The following is a 16,958-nucleotide window of genomic DNA, read 5'->3' as shown; positions in this document are numbered from 1 at the left end:
CCTGGAGAGGAACAACCTATGGAATACGCAAAAGGCGACTCGGAATGGTTCGTGCGAGACCGGTTCGGCATGTTCATCCACTGGGGGATCTATTCCGCGGCGGCCCGGCACGAGTGGATCAAGCACTACGAGCAGATTCCGGACGAGGCCTACCAGAAGTACTTCGAGCACTTCGATCCCGACCTCTACGACCCCGGAGTCTGGGCGCAGGAGGCGAGGAACGCCGGCATGAAGTACTTCGTCGTGACCTCAAAGCATCACGACGGCTTCTGCCTCTGGGACTCCTACCTGACTGACTACAAGGCGCCGAACACCCCCGCCGGGCGGGATCTCCTGAGCCCCATGGTCGAGGCATTCCGCGAGGAGGGACTGAAGGTCGGGTTCTACCACTCGCTCATTGACTGGCATCACCCCGAGTTCACAGTTGACGGCCTGCATCCGATGCGCAACAACGAGGAGTTCCGCGAGGCAAACAAGGGACGCGACATGAGCAAGTACGTCGAGTACCTCCACGGCCAGGCGCGCGAACTGCTCACCAGGTTCGGACGCGTGGACATCATGTGGTTCGATTTCTCCTACCCTCACGCGGACTACGGCTGGTCAAAGGGCAAGGGACGCGACGACTGGCAGTCCGAGAGGCTCGTGAAGATGATCCGCGAGCTTCAGCCGCACGTCCTGCTGGACGACCGACTCGATCTGCCGGACGCCTGGGACATCAAGACGCCCGAGCAGTATCAGCCGCGGGAGTGGGTGAAGGTGGACGGCAAGCCGGTGATCTGGGAGGCGTGCCAGACCTTCAGCGGGAGTTGGGGATACTACCGCGACGAGCACAGCTGGCGCGAGCCGGACGAGTTGATCCGCACGCTGATAGACACCGTCTCGAAGGGCGGCAACCTCCTGCTCAACGTCGGCCCGAACGCGCGGGGCGAGATAGATCCGAGGGCCATAGAGCGGCTGCGGGCGATCGGCGAATGGATGCGCCTGCACAACCGCTCGATCTACGGGTGCTCCCAGAGCGAGTTCACAGCACCGCAGGACGCGCGGTTCACGCAGAACGGCAAGCGGCTCTACCTGCATCTCTTCGCATGGCCGTACAAGCATGTCCACCTCGATGGGCTCGCGGGCAAGGTGGAGTACGCGCAGCTTCTGAACGATGCGTCCGAGGTGAAGATGACGGAGATTGACCCGCACGCGCAGGCGCAGAACACGACCATGCAGGGCCAGGCGGGCGCTCTGACCCTGGAGCTGCCGCAGAAGAAGCCGGGCGTCGCGGTGCCGGTGGTGGAGTTGTTCCTGAAGTAGAGGTCACTGTGGGGGCGAAGCATTGGCGTTTGGCGCGGATGGCTCTCTGAGCCCGATAGCCAATGCTTCGCCCCTACTGAGCAGATCGTGCTTCTTCCGCGATGAGGAAACCGTAGAGCGGGTAGCGAACATAGGGAGGAGCGCGGGACGATTCATCCCCGCGTTCCTCTTTGCCTTCCGGAAAGGTAAGTGTCAATGACGGGTCACCGCGCACGACTGCTGCTCTTCGCATTGCTCTTTGTCCCCATCCCGTCGGCAGCCCAGGAGTACGGCCAACGGCCGGCTCAGGTCGCGCTCCCGCCGCTCTCGCCTCCGGTCATCCGGAACGAGGGCCAATCAGACAGGGACGTTCTGTTCATCATCCCGGGGCCGGAAGGATCTGCGCTCGTCACCAGGGATTCGATCACCCTCTGCCGCAAGACCGGCGCCGCCTCCCCGGCCAAGAACGACTCGGAGGTCCCCGCCGACCTGCGCGACGCGGTCGCGGAGAGGCGAAGGCCGATCCCCGCGGTTGAGGTCGAGACCGTCCGCATCAGCTTCCGGGAGACGGGCTCCGGCGCGAAGATAGAGGGTCTCGAGGAGCAGCCCGCGAAGGCCCGGTACATCATCGGGAACGATCCTTCGAAGTGGACTGCCGACGTCCCAACGTTCAAGGGAGTCGCATACCGGGACCTGTGGCCGGGTGTGACCCTGACATTCACGGTGGACGGCGGCAAGGTCACCTGCGCCGCAGTGGGAACTGACATCACCCGCGTCAAGATCGAATCCGCCGCGAAGAGCCTGACGCCGGACGAGGCCGGGAAGCTTCTCTCGGAAGCGCTCGGACGCGGGTGGCCGCTCGCGAGAGGCAAGCGGGTGATGTACGACTCGAGTAACAACGCATTCCTGTCGGGCACGGTATGCTCCCCCGGCGCGGATTGCTTCGTAGCGCGGGTTGACAGCCCCGGGAAGCTCGCCTGGATCGCTCTGCTCGGCGGGAAGGCGGAAGACACCGCCGACGCGGTATCGGTTGACCGGAGCAGCGCGGTATATGTGACGGGGTTCACGCGCTCCGACGACTTCCCCGTGACAGCAAAGGCTTACAAGACGGAGCACAACGGCTCCAGGGACTACTTCACCGCGCGGCTGAACACGTCCGACGGGGCACCGCTCTATTCCTCATACCTGGGTGTCGGCGGCGGTGGGCTGGGACTGGAGCCGTTTGCCTCGAAGTGGACCGGGCCGGAGAAACTGCTCGCGATCATGGTGGACGATGGGCGGGAGGTCGAGCAGGTGAAGCCGCTTCTCGACCTGGGGATACCGATGACGTTCGCGGTGATGCCGTGGGCGACCCCGGCCTGCGTCGAGGCGATCAGGTCGGCGGGCTGCGCGATCTTCCTGCACGCGCCGATGGAGGCGCTCGGGCAGGCGAACTACCGCAGCGAGGAGATCACCGTCGGGCAGACCGAGTCTGAGATCAGGGAGCTTCTGGAGAGCTGGATGGTGCTGGTGACGCACGAGGTCGGAATCAGCAACCACCGCGGGTCGAAGGTGACGAGCGACCCGGAGACGATGAAGAGCGTTCTCTCAGTGGCGAAGAAACACGGGCTGATGTTCTACGACTCGAACACGTCTCCGGTCGCGATCGGAGCGAACGTCGCGCGGGCGATGGGCGTACCGTGCCTCCAGCAGGACCTGTTCCTCGACGACCGGCAGGTCGAGGGCGTGCGGGCTCGGGTGCTTGCGATGGCGGAGATCGCCGATCGGACGGGTTACAGCACGTGCATCTGCCACGTCGGCGGACCGTCGGTTCCCGCGGCGCTGAAAACGCTGATCCCGGAACTGAAGGCGCGGGGATTCAGGTTCGTCACGGTACCGGAGCTGTACAAGGAAGTAAGTGAGATGAAACCCGGCGGTTGAAACCACGGCACGAAGTGTCCCTTCGGACACTGGATACCTCAGTCCACGGAGGTGGACTTCGCGCCCTTGTTGCCGTGACTTCAGTCGCCCGGTACATAGCTGAGGGTGACAGGTTCGTCACGGTGCCGGACCTGTACAAGGAAGTAAGTGAAATGAAACCCGGCGGTTGAAACCGCGGCAACCACGGCACGAAGTGTCCCTTCGGACACTGGATACCTCAGTCCACGGAGGTGGACTTCGCGCCCTTGTTGCCGTGACTTCAGTCGCCCGGTACATACATGCATCTGCCACGTCGGCGGCGCTGAAGGCGCGGGGATTCAGGTTCGTCACCGTGCCGGAGCCGTACAAGAAAGTAAGTGAGATGAAACCCGGCGGTTGAAACCGCGGCAACCACTGCACGAAGTGTCCCTTCGGACACTGGATACCTCAGTCCACGGAGGTGGACTTCGCGCCTTTGTTGCCGTGACTTCAGTCGCCCGGAACAGATACTCGAGGTTGGATGAATGATCAACAAACCAAGTCGCCCCCTGAGAGTTCCTGAATACATCGAGATGTGCGCCGCCGATCCACCCTGTGCCAAGGCGGACGAGCGAGGATCATGGACGCTCTCGTTCGTGCTTGCGCAGGACGTCTCGCCGGGGGAGGACCTGTGGCTGCACGTCCACGGCGGGCGAAACGGGGCGAGCCGCTGGCCGGGCTTCCAGGCGCAGGACGAATCCGCCGAGGGTTATCTGTCGCTCCGCTCGGAGTCCGGAACGCTCACACCGAGGGGGGCGACCGACGACGGGGGAGTGTTCTGCTTCGAGACGCCGCCGGTCGGCCTCAAGCAGGGCGACAGGCTGCGCGCCGAACTCGGCGGGCCTGCGGGAATCCCAGCGCCGAAGTTCTCGGTCTCAAGCAGATTCTTCCTCCTGCACAAGGTCCCGGCGGGCACGGAGTTGAGGCATCCCCTGCTCTACGGCGAACGGCCGGAGGAACTGATCGGCCTCTGCATGATGGACGTCTCCGGGAGCGATCCGATCTCGATCCGCGTTCACGCGCCCAGCACCGCCTCTCACGGTGAGAGCATTGCCCTGCTGGTCAGGCCCGAGGACAAGAACTACAACCTCGCCTGCGCCGCTCCCGGAGAGCTGCTCGTCCAGCTGGACGGTCTGGAGATCCCCGCAGAGCGCATCGCGGTCGAGGGATCGAACTGCTGCCGACTCGAAGGGATCGCCCTGCCGGGAGAGGGCGTCTACCGGCTCGAGGTCGCGGACACGTCGAACGGCTTCAGGGCAACCGCGAACCCGATCCGAGTCCCCGCGGACGGCGCGCCGCAAGTGCTCTGGGGCTCGATCCACGGGCACACGCAGGTCTCCGACGGCACCGGCTCGCTCGACCGGTACTTCTCGCAGATGCGCGACGAGTGCGCGATCGACTTCGGCTCGACCGCCGACCATGATCACGGCGAGCAGATCACCGACGAGATATGGGCGCTCAGCCAGGAGGCCGTCGCAAGATACAATGAGCCGGGGCGGTTCACCGCGTTCCTCGGTTACGAGTGGGCAAAGTGGCGAAAGAGGGGCGACGGCGACCGGAACGTCTACTACCTGCGCGACCGGCGGCCGATGTACCGGTCGGACGACGACGCCTATCCCAGTCCGCCGGACCTCTTCCGAGCGCTCAAGGAAGAGGAGGCGCTCGTCATCCCGCACCACCCGGCGCACATCGGCAACCACAACGACTGGAAGGACCACAACCCCTCGAAGGAGCGGCTCGTCGAGATATACTCTTACTGGGGGTGCTCCGAGCGGAGCATCGAGGACGGGAACATCCTTCCGGGGTCGCCGGTGAATGAGCGCAACCCGAACTCGGGGATCAACCCGCTCGGCTACGTCCAGCGCGCGCTGGCGATGGGGTGGCGCGTCGGTTTCATCGCCGCGAGCGACGACCACTCAGGCCATCCGAGCGACGGCACGGTCCGCATCAAACCGACGGGCACGTACACCGGCGGACTGGCGGCGGTGTACGCGCGTGAGAACACTCGCGAGGCGATATTCGAGGCTCTCTACGACCGGCGCTGCTATGGGACGACAGGAGCGCGGATCATCGCGGACTTCTCGGTCAGCGGCCACCCGATGGGCTCGGAGGTCAGCCTCTCGGAGCACCCGGGACTCGCGGACGAGCGGCGGATCAAGGTGTCTGTCCACGGCACGTCCAAGATCAAGACGATCGAGATCGTCCGCAACAACGCCGATGTCCACACGGTCCGTCCGGACGGACCGGACGCGGAGTTCGAATGGCTCGACTCCGAGCCGCTCGGGGGGATCAACCTGCCGCCTGCAGAGTACTCGGCGGCGCCGTTCACGTTCTACTACATCAGGGTCACCCAGGAGGACAACCAGATCGCCTGGCTCAGCCCCGTGTGGATTTCGCAGGGAGTCCGACTTGTCTGACCGGTCGGACAGGATGGGGATGACTTTGGACAGAAGAACGTTCCTGAAGACATCGGCGGCGGCGGCCGCGCTGGGAGGGATGAGTATGTCTGAGGCGATCGGCGCGAGTGAGCGCGGGAAGAAGCCGAACCTCGTCGTGATCTACTGCGACGACCTCGGGTACGGCGACCTGGGCTGCTTCGGCTCGGAGTACATCAAGACGCCGCACCTCGATGCGCTGGCGAAGGACGGCGCGCGGTTCACGAACTGGTACTCGAACTGCCCGGTCTGCTCGCCGTCGAGGGCGTCGCTGCTGACCGGAAAGTACCCCCAGAACGCCGGGGTGACGAGCATCCTCGCGGGCCGGAGGGACACACCCGGCCTCAAGCCCGATCAGACCACGATTGCGAAGGCGCTCAGGCCGCTCGGGTACCGGACGGCGATGTTCGGCAAGTGGCACCTCGGCCTCGCGGGCGGATGCCGCCCGAACGACCACGGGTTCGACGAGTTCTACGGCTTCCTGGCCGGGTGCGTAGACTACTACTCGCACATCTTCTACTGGGGGGTCGGCAAGGGCAACAACCCGACCCATGATCTCTGGCACAACGAGCGGGAGGTATGGGACAACGGGAGGTATCTGACCGAGGCCATCACCGAAAAGTCGGTCAAGTTCATCGAGCAGAAGCGCGAAGAGCCGTTCTTCCTGTACGTGCCGTACAGCGCACCGCACTACCCGATGCACGCGCCTCAGAAGTACCTCGACCGCTACCCCGACCTGCCGTGGGACAAGCGGATCATGGCCGCGATGATCTCCGCGGTGGACGACGGCGTCGGCGAGACAATCAAGGCGCTCAAGAAGTCGGGGCAATACGAGGACACCGTCATCTTCTTCTCCAGCGACAACGGGCCGTCCGTGGAGACCCGCAACTGGCTCGACGGCACGGAGGACCCGTACTACGGCGGCAGCACGGGCATCTTCCGCGGGCAAAAGGGCAGCCTGTTCGAGGGCGGAATCCGCATGCCGGCGATCATGACCTGGCCCGCGCGCATCGAGGCGGGGCAGACCTGCGGGAAGGTCGGCGCGATGATGGACATCTTCCCGACGTTCCTCGGGATTGCGGGCGGAGAAGCGGAGGACGTTGACGGGGCCGACGTCCTTCCGATGGTGACATCCGGTGCTCCGAGCCCGCACGAGCGGGTCTTCTGGGACTACAACGGCCAGCTCGCCGTCCGCCAGGGGAAGTGGAAGCTGGTGCTCAACGGCAGGATTGACTTCGAGAAAGGCGCGGCGGATGACGTACACCTGTCTGACCTGGAGGCCGATCCGGGCGAGAGGACGAATCTCGCCGACGAGCATCCGGAACTGACATCCGAATTGACAGCTGCGGTACAGAAGTGGCAGAAGTCGCTGGGCGCATAGGTCCTATAGGACTCATGCGACCGATGGGACTCACAGGTGCAGGAATCCCTCGATCACATGCGGAAAGCAGTATCGCTGCAACACGACCACGAACCTTTATCGGAGGTAGCCGGGACTATGAAAGATCGGATGAACAGGAGAGAGTTTCTGGAAACGAGCGGAAAAGCGGCGCTCGGAGTGGGACTCGGAGTGACCGTGGCCGGCGCACTCGCGACCCCGGCCCGGGCGCAGGCCCCGAGGGTCGGCGCGAACGACAAGATCCTGATGGGAGCGATCGGAGTGGGCGGCATGGGCACCGGCAACATGAATGCGTTCATGGAGCAGCCGGAGGTCGAGGTGGTCGCCGTGTGCGACGTTGACTCGAACTTCCTGAACAGAGCCGCCGGCATGGTCGAAGGCAAGTACGGCCGGAAACCGAAGGCTTTCAAGGACTTCCGCGAGCTGCTCGACATGAAGGAGATCGACGCCGTCATGATCGGCACGCCCGACCACTGGCATGCGCTGCCGTTCATCACGGCCTGCGAGGCGGGCAAGGACGTTTTCTGCGAGAAGCCGATATCCCATGACATATGGGAAGGCCGACAGATGGTCGGGGCGGCCAAGCGATTCGGACGAGTCAGCCAGATCAACACCTGGCAGCGGAGCGTCGGCTTCTTCCGCCAGGCGATCGACTTCGTGCGGTCCGGCGGCATGGGCAAGGTCCGCGTCTGCCGCGCATGGGTCAACGGCCCCGGAGGACTCGGCAAGAACCCGATCAAGGACCCGCCCGCAAATCTCGACTGGGACTTCTGGTGCGGACCCGCGCCGAAGAACCCGTATCACGACACCTATCACCCCGGCATGTGGCGGCTCTACTACGACTACGGCACCGGCATGAGCGGCGACTGGGGCGTCCACATGATTGACATCATCCTTCTCGGCATGAATGCGACTTCTCCGCTGGAAGTGGCGGCGGTCGGCGGCAAGCTGTTCTGCGACCCGGACGACGACCGGGACAGCCCCGACACTATGATGGCCGTCTACAGGTTCCCGGACTGGGTCATGAACTGGGAGATCAAGTGCGGCGGCGAGGGTCTCGACGGGAGCAAGGTCGGACACGGCGCCGAGTTCATCGGCGAGAAGGGCAAGATGATCGTCACCCGAGAGGGCATTGACTGGACCCCGTACGGCGACAACCCCGGCCCTCAGGATGCCGGCAAGGACCAGGGCGGGGACGCGCCTAACCGCTGGTCGGATGCGAACCACATCGGCGACTTCCTGGAGAACGTGAAGACGCGCGGCAAGTGCCGGTCGGACATCGAGTCCATGTACTACACGACGACCGCCTGCCATCTCTCGAACCTGGCGTACCAGGCCGGCCGGAGCATCAAGTGGGACGGCGCGAAGGGCGAGGTAATCGGCGACCGCAAGGCTATGAGCTGCAGGGCATACAAGAGGGACTACCGCAGGCCGTGGAAGCTCCCGAAGTACGAGTGGAGCTAGCGCCGGGCGGAACGTCAGCCGCCGAAGAACACGGATGGACGAAGATGGGAGATGACCGACGGGGCAGGAGTACAACTCCTGCCCCAACGTAGAGAGCATGCCAGGGCGGGAGTTGTACTCCCGCCCGCCCCATGTGTAGATACCGACCCGGCGGGGTAAGAACAACTTGCCGGGGAAACCGGCGCAATCATCAATCAGCGTGGTCACGCACCACCGAAGGAGAAGACAATCATGCTGAGCAAGAAGATGCAGGACGCACTGAACAAGCAGGTGAACGCGGAGTTGTACTCGGCGTACTTCTACCTGTCAATGTCCGCCTACTACGAGTCAGTCAACCTGCCGGGTTTCGCCAACTGGATGCGCGTTCAGTACCAGGAAGAGACCTTTCACGCGATGAAGATATACGACTACATCAACGCTCGCGGGGGGAGAGCCATCCTGACCGCGATCGAGAAGCCGCCGACCGACTGGAAGTCGCCGATCGCGCCGTTCGAAGACACGTACAAGCACGAGCAGAAGGTGACGGCGCTGATAAACGACCTCGTGAACCTGGCGATCGAGGAGCGCGACCACGCGACCAACTCGGTGCTTCAGTGGTTCGTGACGGAGCAGGTCGAGGAAGAGAAGAACGCGAGCGGCATTCTCGAGCAGATCAAGCTGCTGAAGGACGCTCCAAACGGTATGTTTATGATCGATCGCGAGCTTGGGCAGCGGGTGTTCACACCGCCCGCCGCCGCTGCGGAATGAGGTGAAATATGAGCACCGTGCAGTCGGAAGCGCTGAGAGCGGCCCTGGAGTTCGAGCAGAGAGGGCATGACTACTACAAACGAATCGCCGACCAGTCGGAGAACCCATTGACGAAGGGGGTATTCGCCGGACTCGCGCAGGAAGAGCTCTATCACATGGACCGCATCCGGGAGTTGTCCGAGGAGACCGGAGCGGGCGAATCGCTCTCGGCGCCCGCGGGATCCCTTGAGGACGCCGTCCGCCGGATATTCGAAGGCTCGGAGTGGACCGAGCGCGACGCCTGGACGCTGGACAACGCTGAAGCCTACGAGTACGCGACGAACCTCGAGCGCGAGGGCCATGCCCTTTACACCAAGTTCGCGGAAGAGGCCGAATCGGAGGCCGAGCGCGTGTTCTTCCGGGCCCTGCTCAAGGAGGAACTCAAGCACCTGACGGCGCTGGAGAACGTCTACAACTACCTTCAGCACACCGGAGACTGGTTCGCCTCCGAGGAGATTCACGTCTGGAACTGGATGAATACGTAAGCGAATGGAATGGTGGAGTGGTGGAGCGCCGGGCTTCCGGGTTCTCTATCACTCCACTACTCCACCGTTTCCTCATGCCTTGTACACCGGCAGTTTCCAAGGTTTCCTGTACTCGCGCCGATAGGCCGGGAAATCCATCGCCTTCCGGTCGCCGACGACCTCACCCTTCGCGCCGTCCCACTTGATGCTCCGTCCCGCCTGGTACGACAGGTTAGCGAGGTGGCAGGCCGTCGTCGTGTAGTACATGGACTCGATGTCCGAGACGCACTTTTCACGGGTCTTCATGTTGGCCAGGAACTCGCCGATGTGGTCGCGCTTCGGGTTCTTCGCCTCGGGGCCGGGGTGATCGCCGAACGGGGTCCAATTGATGCCGCCGCGGTCTACGATCAGCTTGCCCTTCTCGCCGACGAACTCCGTACCGTGGGAGTTCTTGCTCCCGTCGAGCCCCTCGCCGCCGACGTGAAGCTCCCAGTTCATCACCCAGCCGTCGAACTTGTAGACCGCCATCTGGGTGTCCGGGGTGGTGCGATCGTCGTCCTCGCCCGCGACGATCTTCCCGCCGACTGAGGAGACCTCGAGCGGACTAGTAGCGTTCATGCCGAGGAGCGCGATATCAACCATGTGCACGCCCCAGTCGCCGGCGAGTCCGGTGCCGAAGTCGTAGTAGAGCCGCCACCAGCGCGGATGGTAGGTATCGTGGTAGGGCACCCTCGGCGCAGGCCCGCACCAGAAGTCCCAGTCGAGGTTCTCCGGCGGGTCCTTGATCGGGTTCCTGCCCAGCCCGCCGATACTCGTGATCCATGCGCGGCATACCCTGATCCTGCCGGCTCCGCCCTCGCGTACGAAGTCTATCGCATCCCTGAAGTGAGGAACGCTACGCTGCCAGGTGTTGATCTGCACGACACGCTTGTGGTGCTTCGCCGCCCCGACCATCTGGCGGCCCTCCCAGATGTCGTGCGAGATCGGCTTCTCGCAGAAGACGTCCTTGCCCGCCTCGCACGCCATGATGAAGGGCAGCGCATGCCAGTGGTCGGGCGTGGCGATCACCACCGCGTCTACCTCCTTCATATCGAGAACGTCGCGGAAGTCCTTGACCGCCCTCGGGAGCCTGCCGGACTTCTTCAAGACCGTCGCCGAGGCTTTTCTGAGATTGTCCGAGTCCACATCGCAGACGGCGACCACCTCGACCTCTGGATGGTTCATGAAGCTCTTCATGTTGCCGGTGCCCATCCCGCCGACTCCGATACATCCGATCCTGATCCTCTCGTTCGGGGAAACACTCGTGAGTTCGGCCATGCCGCGATCACCTCCGGATCCGATTTTGTCACCTAGAGATTCCGCCGCAGTTCGGCGGGTAGATCCTGCCAGTCCATCGGCCTCGTGGAGAACAGCGAGACGAAGACCGACCGCTTCGCCCGGTCGCGAAGTATCACGCTGTGGAGCGTGTTCGTCCGCGGGTTGTCGGGCGCGTCGCAGAGGATGACGTCCCGGCCCGACGCACCCCTGAACAGCCCGTAGACCGTGCCGCCCTCCGGCTTCCACGCCGCGCGCCAGTCATTCGAGCCGTCGCCCTGCCGAATGTTGCTGAGGTATGAGTAGCTCGGCTGGGTGAACTCCATCTCGGCGGGAGCATTCGGCAACGCGGTGGAGAAATCCCCACGGCCGTGCCACACCCAGTCGTAGGTGTGCTCGGCGTCGCTCAAGGCCTCGTAGATATCGAGCAGCCAGGTGTCGCCGAGAGCGACCGTCCGGCGCAGGCTGACGCCGTCGTAGGCCGCATCGGCGGAGGCCGTCGCGGTGTGGCAGTCGCCTTCGAAGTCGCGTGATTCGAGCTTGCCCTCACATTCCTTCTGAGGCATCTCGTCAACGGTGACGGTGTTGTGGGAGAGCGTCTTCTTATACCACTGCACATGGATCGGTAGGTTGTACGGCCATCCACGGCCGAGATCGGGCGCGACGGTCCGTCCCAGCGTAAAGTAGTTGACCGCGAGCTTGTCCAGATGTCCGTGACCTCCGCCGTGAGGGCCGAAATCGAGAGAGACGAACTGATCGCCCCGGCGCAGCAGCGCAAGGCCGATGCCCTCCATGACGTCGCTCCCGAGCGCGCTCGGGCGGCGTTTCGGGTTCTCCAGGCCGATAAAGAGCGCATCGTACCCGGCGCGTTTCCCCCTGGCGACGACGTCTTCGAACATCGGGCCGCCGTATCGGGCGGCGGCGACCTCGTAGTGGCCGGCGCTCGCGCCCTGCTCCATCCCGTCGTTAGTCGCGGGGGCCCTGCCGTTCGGCATCAGGCACCTGAGCGGCGCCTCCAGCATCTTCTTGAGCTGTGGAGACTTGTAGAGGTCAATGCCGGAGCGCACGGCGGCCTCGGAGGTCCTCAGCAGGGCGGACATCGTGTAGGCATGGTAGGACCAGGACCCCTCGTACCATGCTCCGTCGGAGAGGACGCTGTGCTCCATCTGGTAGTAGAACCCGCCGTCGCCGTTCAGCACCTTGTCGAGCAGCTTTTCGTCTCGCAGGCATAGCGCGACGCAGATCAGCCCGGCGTTGTGCCAGCTCTGCCAGTTGCTCTTGAGAGGGTTGTAGCGCTGAACGGTCTCGGCCGATTTCCGAAGCAAGCCTTCTACCTTGGCGCGCTCGGCGGGACTGCCGACTCCCGCGCCGAGCACGAGGTCGTAGGCCCAGGCGATGTCAATCAGCCAGATCGCCTCGTTCAGCGTCTGATCGAAAACCCTTGCGGCGGATACGGCCTGCCCTCCCCGGTTGTCGAGCAGTGGGTAGCTGTCGTATGTATCCGCGTACCCCAGCAGTATCCGGAGAGACCTGCTCGCGTAGGCCTTGTTGTCGAAGAACAGGGCCGCCAGACCGAGATCGCGCGCGGCCGCAGCGAGTTCGTCGTGCCGACCGTTATAGAGATGGGCATCGTATGGAAGGCCGGAGTAGACCTTCCTGCACTTCGGGCAGCGATGCTCCGTCGGAGAGAGCGTCTCGAGAGGCTCCATACACTCGCTGCAGACATAGCTGACGGAGTGCCTGCCAGTCGAGGGCGGCACTTCGATCTTCCGGCGGAGCCACCCGTCGGCGCGGGTCTTCAGGGCGTCGAGAGTGCCGGCGGCCCAGTCGAACCGCCTGGCCCGGTCCTTGATGCCGGGGACATCCGACCGCTCGATGAAGAGGTAGGGGTGCTCTTTCCGCAGGGGTTCGACCGTGCCGGCGCAGGCCGCCGCGGCGAGGGCCAGCATTGCGATGCAGAGAATGCGTGCGAAATCCATGTACTACCTCTCATTCGCCAGCGTTTCGACCATGGCGAAGAAGTTCTCCTCGGGCGTCGCGGGGACGATCAGGTTCGAGACGCCGACGATGATGCCGCCGAGTTCCTTCGCCGCCTCGAGGCACGACCGGGTCTCGGCAACTACGTCGTCCTTCGAGCCCATGTGCAGCGTGTGGGAGCTGATGTTGCCGATCAGGGTCAGATGCGGGTATGCCTCCCTGAGCCGCCGGAGGTCCATGCCCGCGCGGCTGTCTATCTCGTAGAAGCCGTCTACGACCGGGAAGAGGTCGTCCGCAATCGGCCAGAGGTTGCCGTCGCTGGCGAAGCAGTACGTCTTGCCCAGCTCGCGGCACCGGTCGGCCAGCCGCTCGAAACCCGGGGCCATCACCTCCGCGAAGAACCTCGGCGAGTAGATCGGCCCGTCGTTCGACGCCATGTCGCCGCCGCCGAGCATGATCCGGGCAGCGACGCCGGCGAAGGAGTCTATGCGCTTGAGCGTGTACTCGGCCTGAACCTCGATGTAGCGCTTCATGAGGTCGGGCCGCAAGGCGATCATCTCGAACCACTCTGTCGTGCGGTTCGGGATGCCCAGACCGCCGCCCTGCAGCGCGACTGCGCGGTGTCCCTCGAAGCGCCGGACGATCTCGACGATGTCGCGGTGCGTCTCGTCCGCAGGGTCATAGCCGTCGAGGCGCTCCCACATCCGGCCGATCTGCGCCTCGAGCGACTCCTCGGTCAACTCGGCCCTGGGAGAGTGCTCTACGGTCTGGTAGAGTTCGCTGTCGGCATCGAAGCGCATGATGCGCCACGCCGAATCCTCGCGGCCGTAGAAGAAGGTGTTGTCGTCTATCCGGCGCGACGGCTTCTCATTCATGCGCCAGTAGGTCGGGCGAACGAGGTCGCAGTCGAGGGCTTCCGCGACGTCAATGGTGTCCCGGCGAGTGCGCGCCAGGAACTCGCGGTGGGCGTCCTCGCCGTTCCAGAGGGCGACCGCCTCCCTGTACTGCTGAATCCCTCCACCGACGTGGGCTTCCCTCTGCAGCAACATGGATGCCGTGCGGGAGGATATGGATGCGTGGTAGATCGGGACGCGGTCCGCGGGCCGCTTCTCGATCGCCGCAAGTATGCGTTCGCAGGATTTCATGCAGGCTCTCCAAGGACTTAGTACGCCGCCGGAGGGCCCTGCCCCTCCATTGTATCAGACCGGTCGGACGCGTCGGATCAGACGCAGCACGAGGTTTCGCCGCCGATGCGTCGAAGTAGATAGAGGAGGCATCATCATGCTCATAGACATCCACACCCACGTCACGCCGACCGCGACCGTCACCAGGCCGAACGGGAGGACATACTGCACTCCGGAGCAGCTCCTCGAGAAGCTCGACGAGTCGAAGATTGACAAGGCCGTCCTGCTTCCCGCGATAAGCCCGGAGTACGCTCACCGCAGGGTGACGCCGGAAGACGTCATCGAGATCGCGGCGCGGCATCCGGACCGGTTCATACCGTTCTGCAACCTCGACCCCCGGATGGTCAAGAACTCGCCGGACGCCGACTTCATGCCTCTGCTCGAATACTACAAGAAGGCGGGGTGCAGAGGCGTCGGCGAGATCACCGCGAACATGCCGTTCGACGATGCGATGGTCTGGAACATGCTCGGCCAGTGCGAGAAGGCCGGGATGCCGCTGACCTTCCACATCGGGCCGCGAGCCGGCGGGTGCTACGGGCTGATTGACGACCTCGGCCTCCCCCGGCTCGAGAAGACGCTGAAGCAGTTCCCGAAGCTGATCTTCCTCGGCCACTCGCAGCCGTTCTGGGCGGAGATCAGCGCCGACGTGACGAATGAGACGCGGAACGGCTACCCTAAGGGCAAGGTTACGCCCGGGCGAGTCGTCGAGTTGATGCGGAAGTACCCGAACCTGCACGGAGACCTGTCGGCCAACAGCGGGTTCAACGCCCTCAGCCGCGACGCGGAGTTCTGCTACTCATTCACGGAGGAGTTCCAGGACCGGTTGTACTTCGGGACGGACATCGCCTCGCCGGACACGGAGACGCCGCTGGCGGACTTCCTCCGCGGCGCGCGCAGGGACGGCACGATCTCCCGCGAGGCGTGCGAGAAGATCGGCTGGAGAAACGCAAACCGGCTGCTGGGCTTGGGGCTGGAGTGATGTAGTGGTGAAGTACTGGAACCCGTCAGCCCTGAGTGATGCACAGCATCGTATCGAAGGGCGGCCTTGCAGCACAACCATCGGCTATACCTGACCGTCTCTCGATATGGTTTCCGGAGAAACCTACTCGAGACTAGGCGGTTCTTTCCCCGTGAGCATAACCGCCGATCTCCTCGAGTAGCCCGCAGGGCATAACGAGAGGCTAACCCAGCCTATCGATGACCGCCTCGGCATGCGGGCCGGTAGCAGTCAGTTCGAAGGTGCGCTCTTCGTCCTCGCCTGTGATGCGGACCTCGAGGCGGTCGGACGGCAGAAGGCTTCCGGCGCGCTCTGCCCACTCGATGATGGTGACTCCCGGCCCGTATACGTAGTCCTCGTAGTCGAGGTCGAGAAGCTGCGCCGGATCGTCGAGCCGGTAGAGGTCGAAGTGGTAGACCCACATCCGGCCCTTGTGCTCGTGGATCAGCGTGAACGTCGGGCTGTGGACGAGGTCCGGCACGTCGAGGCCGCGCGCGATCCCCTTGGTAAGCGTGGTCTTCCCCGCGCCGAGTCCGCCGAACAGCGCGACGACGGTCTCCGGCTCGAGCGCGCGCCCGATCCGCTCGCCGAGCGCCTCGGTCTCCTCGGGGCCGGTCGTATGGAAGGCGAGGGTCTTCAAGCTGGCGCCCCATTTCGGTCTGGACCGGTCGGACGCGTCGGACATGTCTGACCGATCACGCAAAATGCTCCCAGCCGCCTTTGAGCGGCTTCCTCGCGCCGTCACGCTCGATCTCGACGGAGCGGCCGTCGGTAATCTCGCCGATATCGGTTACGCGGGCGCCCGCGGCCTCCTCGACGGCCGAGACAACCTGTTCGACCGCATCAGGCGATACCGCCATGAGAAGCTCGAAGTCCTCGCCACCGCCCGCCGCAAGGTCAATCGGGTCCCGGCCGACGTACGCCGCCGCCTCGACGAGGTTGTCGCTGATCGGGAGCAGGTCGGCGCGGACGACCGCCCCCACGCGGCTCGCCCTGCAGAGCTTCGGAAGGTCGGCGGCGAGGCCGTCGCTGAGGTCCATCATCGCGCGCAGGCCGCCGGTCTGAGCCGCCGCGCGGGCCTCCGGGACGCGGGGTATCGGCATGAGGTGGGCTTCGACGGCGCGGGCGTTCCGCCCGGCCGCTTCCTGAAATCCGTACGTAAGGAGCAGCTGCAGCCCCGCCAGCGACTTGCCGAGCCAGCCCGTCACCAGCACCCGGTCACCGGGGCGGGCGCCCGTCCGGCGGACGACCATCCCACGCTCGACACTGCCTATCTGGACGACGCTGATAGCGCACCCGGCCTCGATCGCATTCGTATCGCCGCCGACCACCTCGCTGCCGAAGCGCCGGGCGCACTCGGTCATACCCTGGTACAGGTCGTCCACGAACTCGGCATCCATATCGGCGCGGAGGGCGATCGAGACGAAGGTCCAAGTCGGGAGGCCGCCCATCGCGGCGACGTCGCTGATGTTGGCGGCGACGGCCTTCCAGCCGAGCTGGTACGGTGTGTTGATGTCCAGCCGGAAGTGCGGGCCCTCGACGAGCATGTCGGTCGTGACGACGGTGTAGTCGTTCCCGCCGGTGTCGAGGACGGCGGCATCGTCGCCCACGCCGACGATCAGTCCCGGCCCGGATGTGGGGAGCAGATGCTCCGCGACGATGCGGTCTATCAGAGATTCCTCGCCGAGTTCTGAGAGTTTCATGCTGACTCCGTCTCCT

13 protein-coding genes are annotated in these 16,958 nt (G+C 64.4%); 8 read left to right on the top strand and 5 right to left on the bottom strand.

Annotated features, from left to right (window positions below):
- Window positions 1-18: 18 nt before the first annotated feature.
- The 7 genes from KBC96_09000 (at window position 19) to KBC96_08970 (ending at window position 9,788) form a co-directional block, all read left to right on the top strand.
- Window positions 19-1,302, top strand: coding sequence for an alpha-L-fucosidase (locus tag KBC96_09000; GenBank protein MBP6964531.1), 1,284 nt, complete (start codon window positions 19-21; stop codon window positions 1,300-1,302).
- A 195-nt stretch (window positions 1,303-1,497) separates the two neighbouring features.
- Complete coding sequence (locus KBC96_08995) at window positions 1,498-3,201, top strand: divergent polysaccharide deacetylase family protein (GenBank protein ID MBP6964530.1); 1,704 nt, start codon at window positions 1,498-1,500, stop codon at window positions 3,199-3,201.
- Between the two features lie 503 nt (window positions 3,202-3,704).
- Complete coding sequence (locus KBC96_08990; GenBank protein MBP6964529.1) at window positions 3,705-5,636, top strand: DUF3604 domain-containing protein; 1,932 nt, start codon at window positions 3,705-3,707, stop codon at window positions 5,634-5,636.
- Between the two features lie 25 nt (window positions 5,637-5,661).
- Window positions 5,662-7,035, top strand: a complete 1,374-nt coding sequence (locus KBC96_08985; GenBank protein MBP6964528.1) for a sulfatase-like hydrolase/transferase — start codon at window positions 5,662-5,664, stop codon at window positions 7,033-7,035.
- Window positions 7,036-7,152: 117 nt separating this feature from the next.
- A complete protein-coding gene (locus tag KBC96_08980; GenBank protein MBP6964527.1) occupies window positions 7,153-8,517 on the top strand; it encodes a Gfo/Idh/MocA family oxidoreductase in 1,365 nt (454 codons plus the stop codon).
- Between the two features lie 231 nt (window positions 8,518-8,748).
- Window positions 8,749-9,264, top strand: a complete 516-nt coding sequence (locus KBC96_08975) for a ferritin (protein ID MBP6964526.1) — start codon at window positions 8,749-8,751, stop codon at window positions 9,262-9,264.
- Between the two features lie 8 nt (window positions 9,265-9,272).
- A complete protein-coding gene (locus KBC96_08970) occupies window positions 9,273-9,788 on the top strand; it encodes a ferritin family protein (protein ID MBP6964525.1) in 516 nt (171 codons plus the stop codon).
- 72 nt (window positions 9,789-9,860) lie between these two features.
- Here the strand turns inward: KBC96_08970 and KBC96_08965 are convergent, their stop codons facing one another.
- The 3 genes from KBC96_08965 to KBC96_08955 are packed head-to-tail and all read right to left on the bottom strand — an operon-like array spanning window position 9,861 to window position 14,203.
- On the bottom strand, window positions 9,861-11,084 hold the full coding sequence (locus KBC96_08965; GenBank protein MBP6964524.1) for a Gfo/Idh/MocA family oxidoreductase: 1,224 nt from the start codon (window positions 11,082-11,084) through the stop codon (window positions 9,861-9,863).
- Window positions 11,085-11,116: 32 nt separating this feature from the next.
- Window positions 11,117-13,060, bottom strand: coding sequence for a heparinase II/III family protein (locus KBC96_08960; GenBank protein MBP6964523.1), 1,944 nt, complete (start codon window positions 13,058-13,060; stop codon window positions 11,117-11,119).
- A gap of 3 nt (window positions 13,061-13,063) precedes the next feature.
- Window positions 13,064-14,203 carry a hypothetical protein gene (locus tag KBC96_08955; GenBank protein ID MBP6964522.1) on the bottom strand — a complete coding sequence of 380 codons (1,140 nt, stop codon included), beginning with the start codon at window positions 14,201-14,203 and terminating at the stop codon, window positions 13,064-13,066.
- 136 nt (window positions 14,204-14,339) lie between these two features.
- Between KBC96_08955 and KBC96_08950 the strand changes: the two genes are divergently transcribed.
- Window positions 14,340-15,221: an amidohydrolase family protein gene (locus tag KBC96_08950; protein MBP6964521.1), complete on the top strand. Its 882-nt coding sequence runs from the start codon at window positions 14,340-14,342 to the stop codon at window positions 15,219-15,221.
- A gap of 202 nt (window positions 15,222-15,423) precedes the next feature.
- Here KBC96_08950 and tsaE read toward each other — a convergent pair whose 3' ends face one another.
- Window positions 15,424-15,942, bottom strand: a complete 519-nt coding sequence (tsaE, locus tag KBC96_08945) for a tRNA (adenosine(37)-N6)-threonylcarbamoyltransferase complex ATPase subunit type 1 TsaE (GenBank protein MBP6964520.1) — start codon at window positions 15,940-15,942, stop codon at window positions 15,424-15,426.
- On the bottom strand, window positions 15,935-16,942 hold the full coding sequence (gene thiL, locus KBC96_08940; protein MBP6964519.1) for a thiamine-phosphate kinase: 1,008 nt from the start codon (window positions 16,940-16,942) through the stop codon (window positions 15,935-15,937). Before thiL ends, tsaE begins: the two co-directional genes overlap by 8 nt.
- Between the last annotated feature and the right edge of the window lie 16 nt (window positions 16,943-16,958).

This window comes from Armatimonadota bacterium (assembly GCA_017993055.1).
GTDB lineage: Bacteria > Armatimonadota > UBA5829 > DTJY01 > DTJY01 > JAGONM01.
Note: the sequence above shows the minus strand (reverse complement) of the source record. Positions and strands in the feature narration are given on the sequence as shown.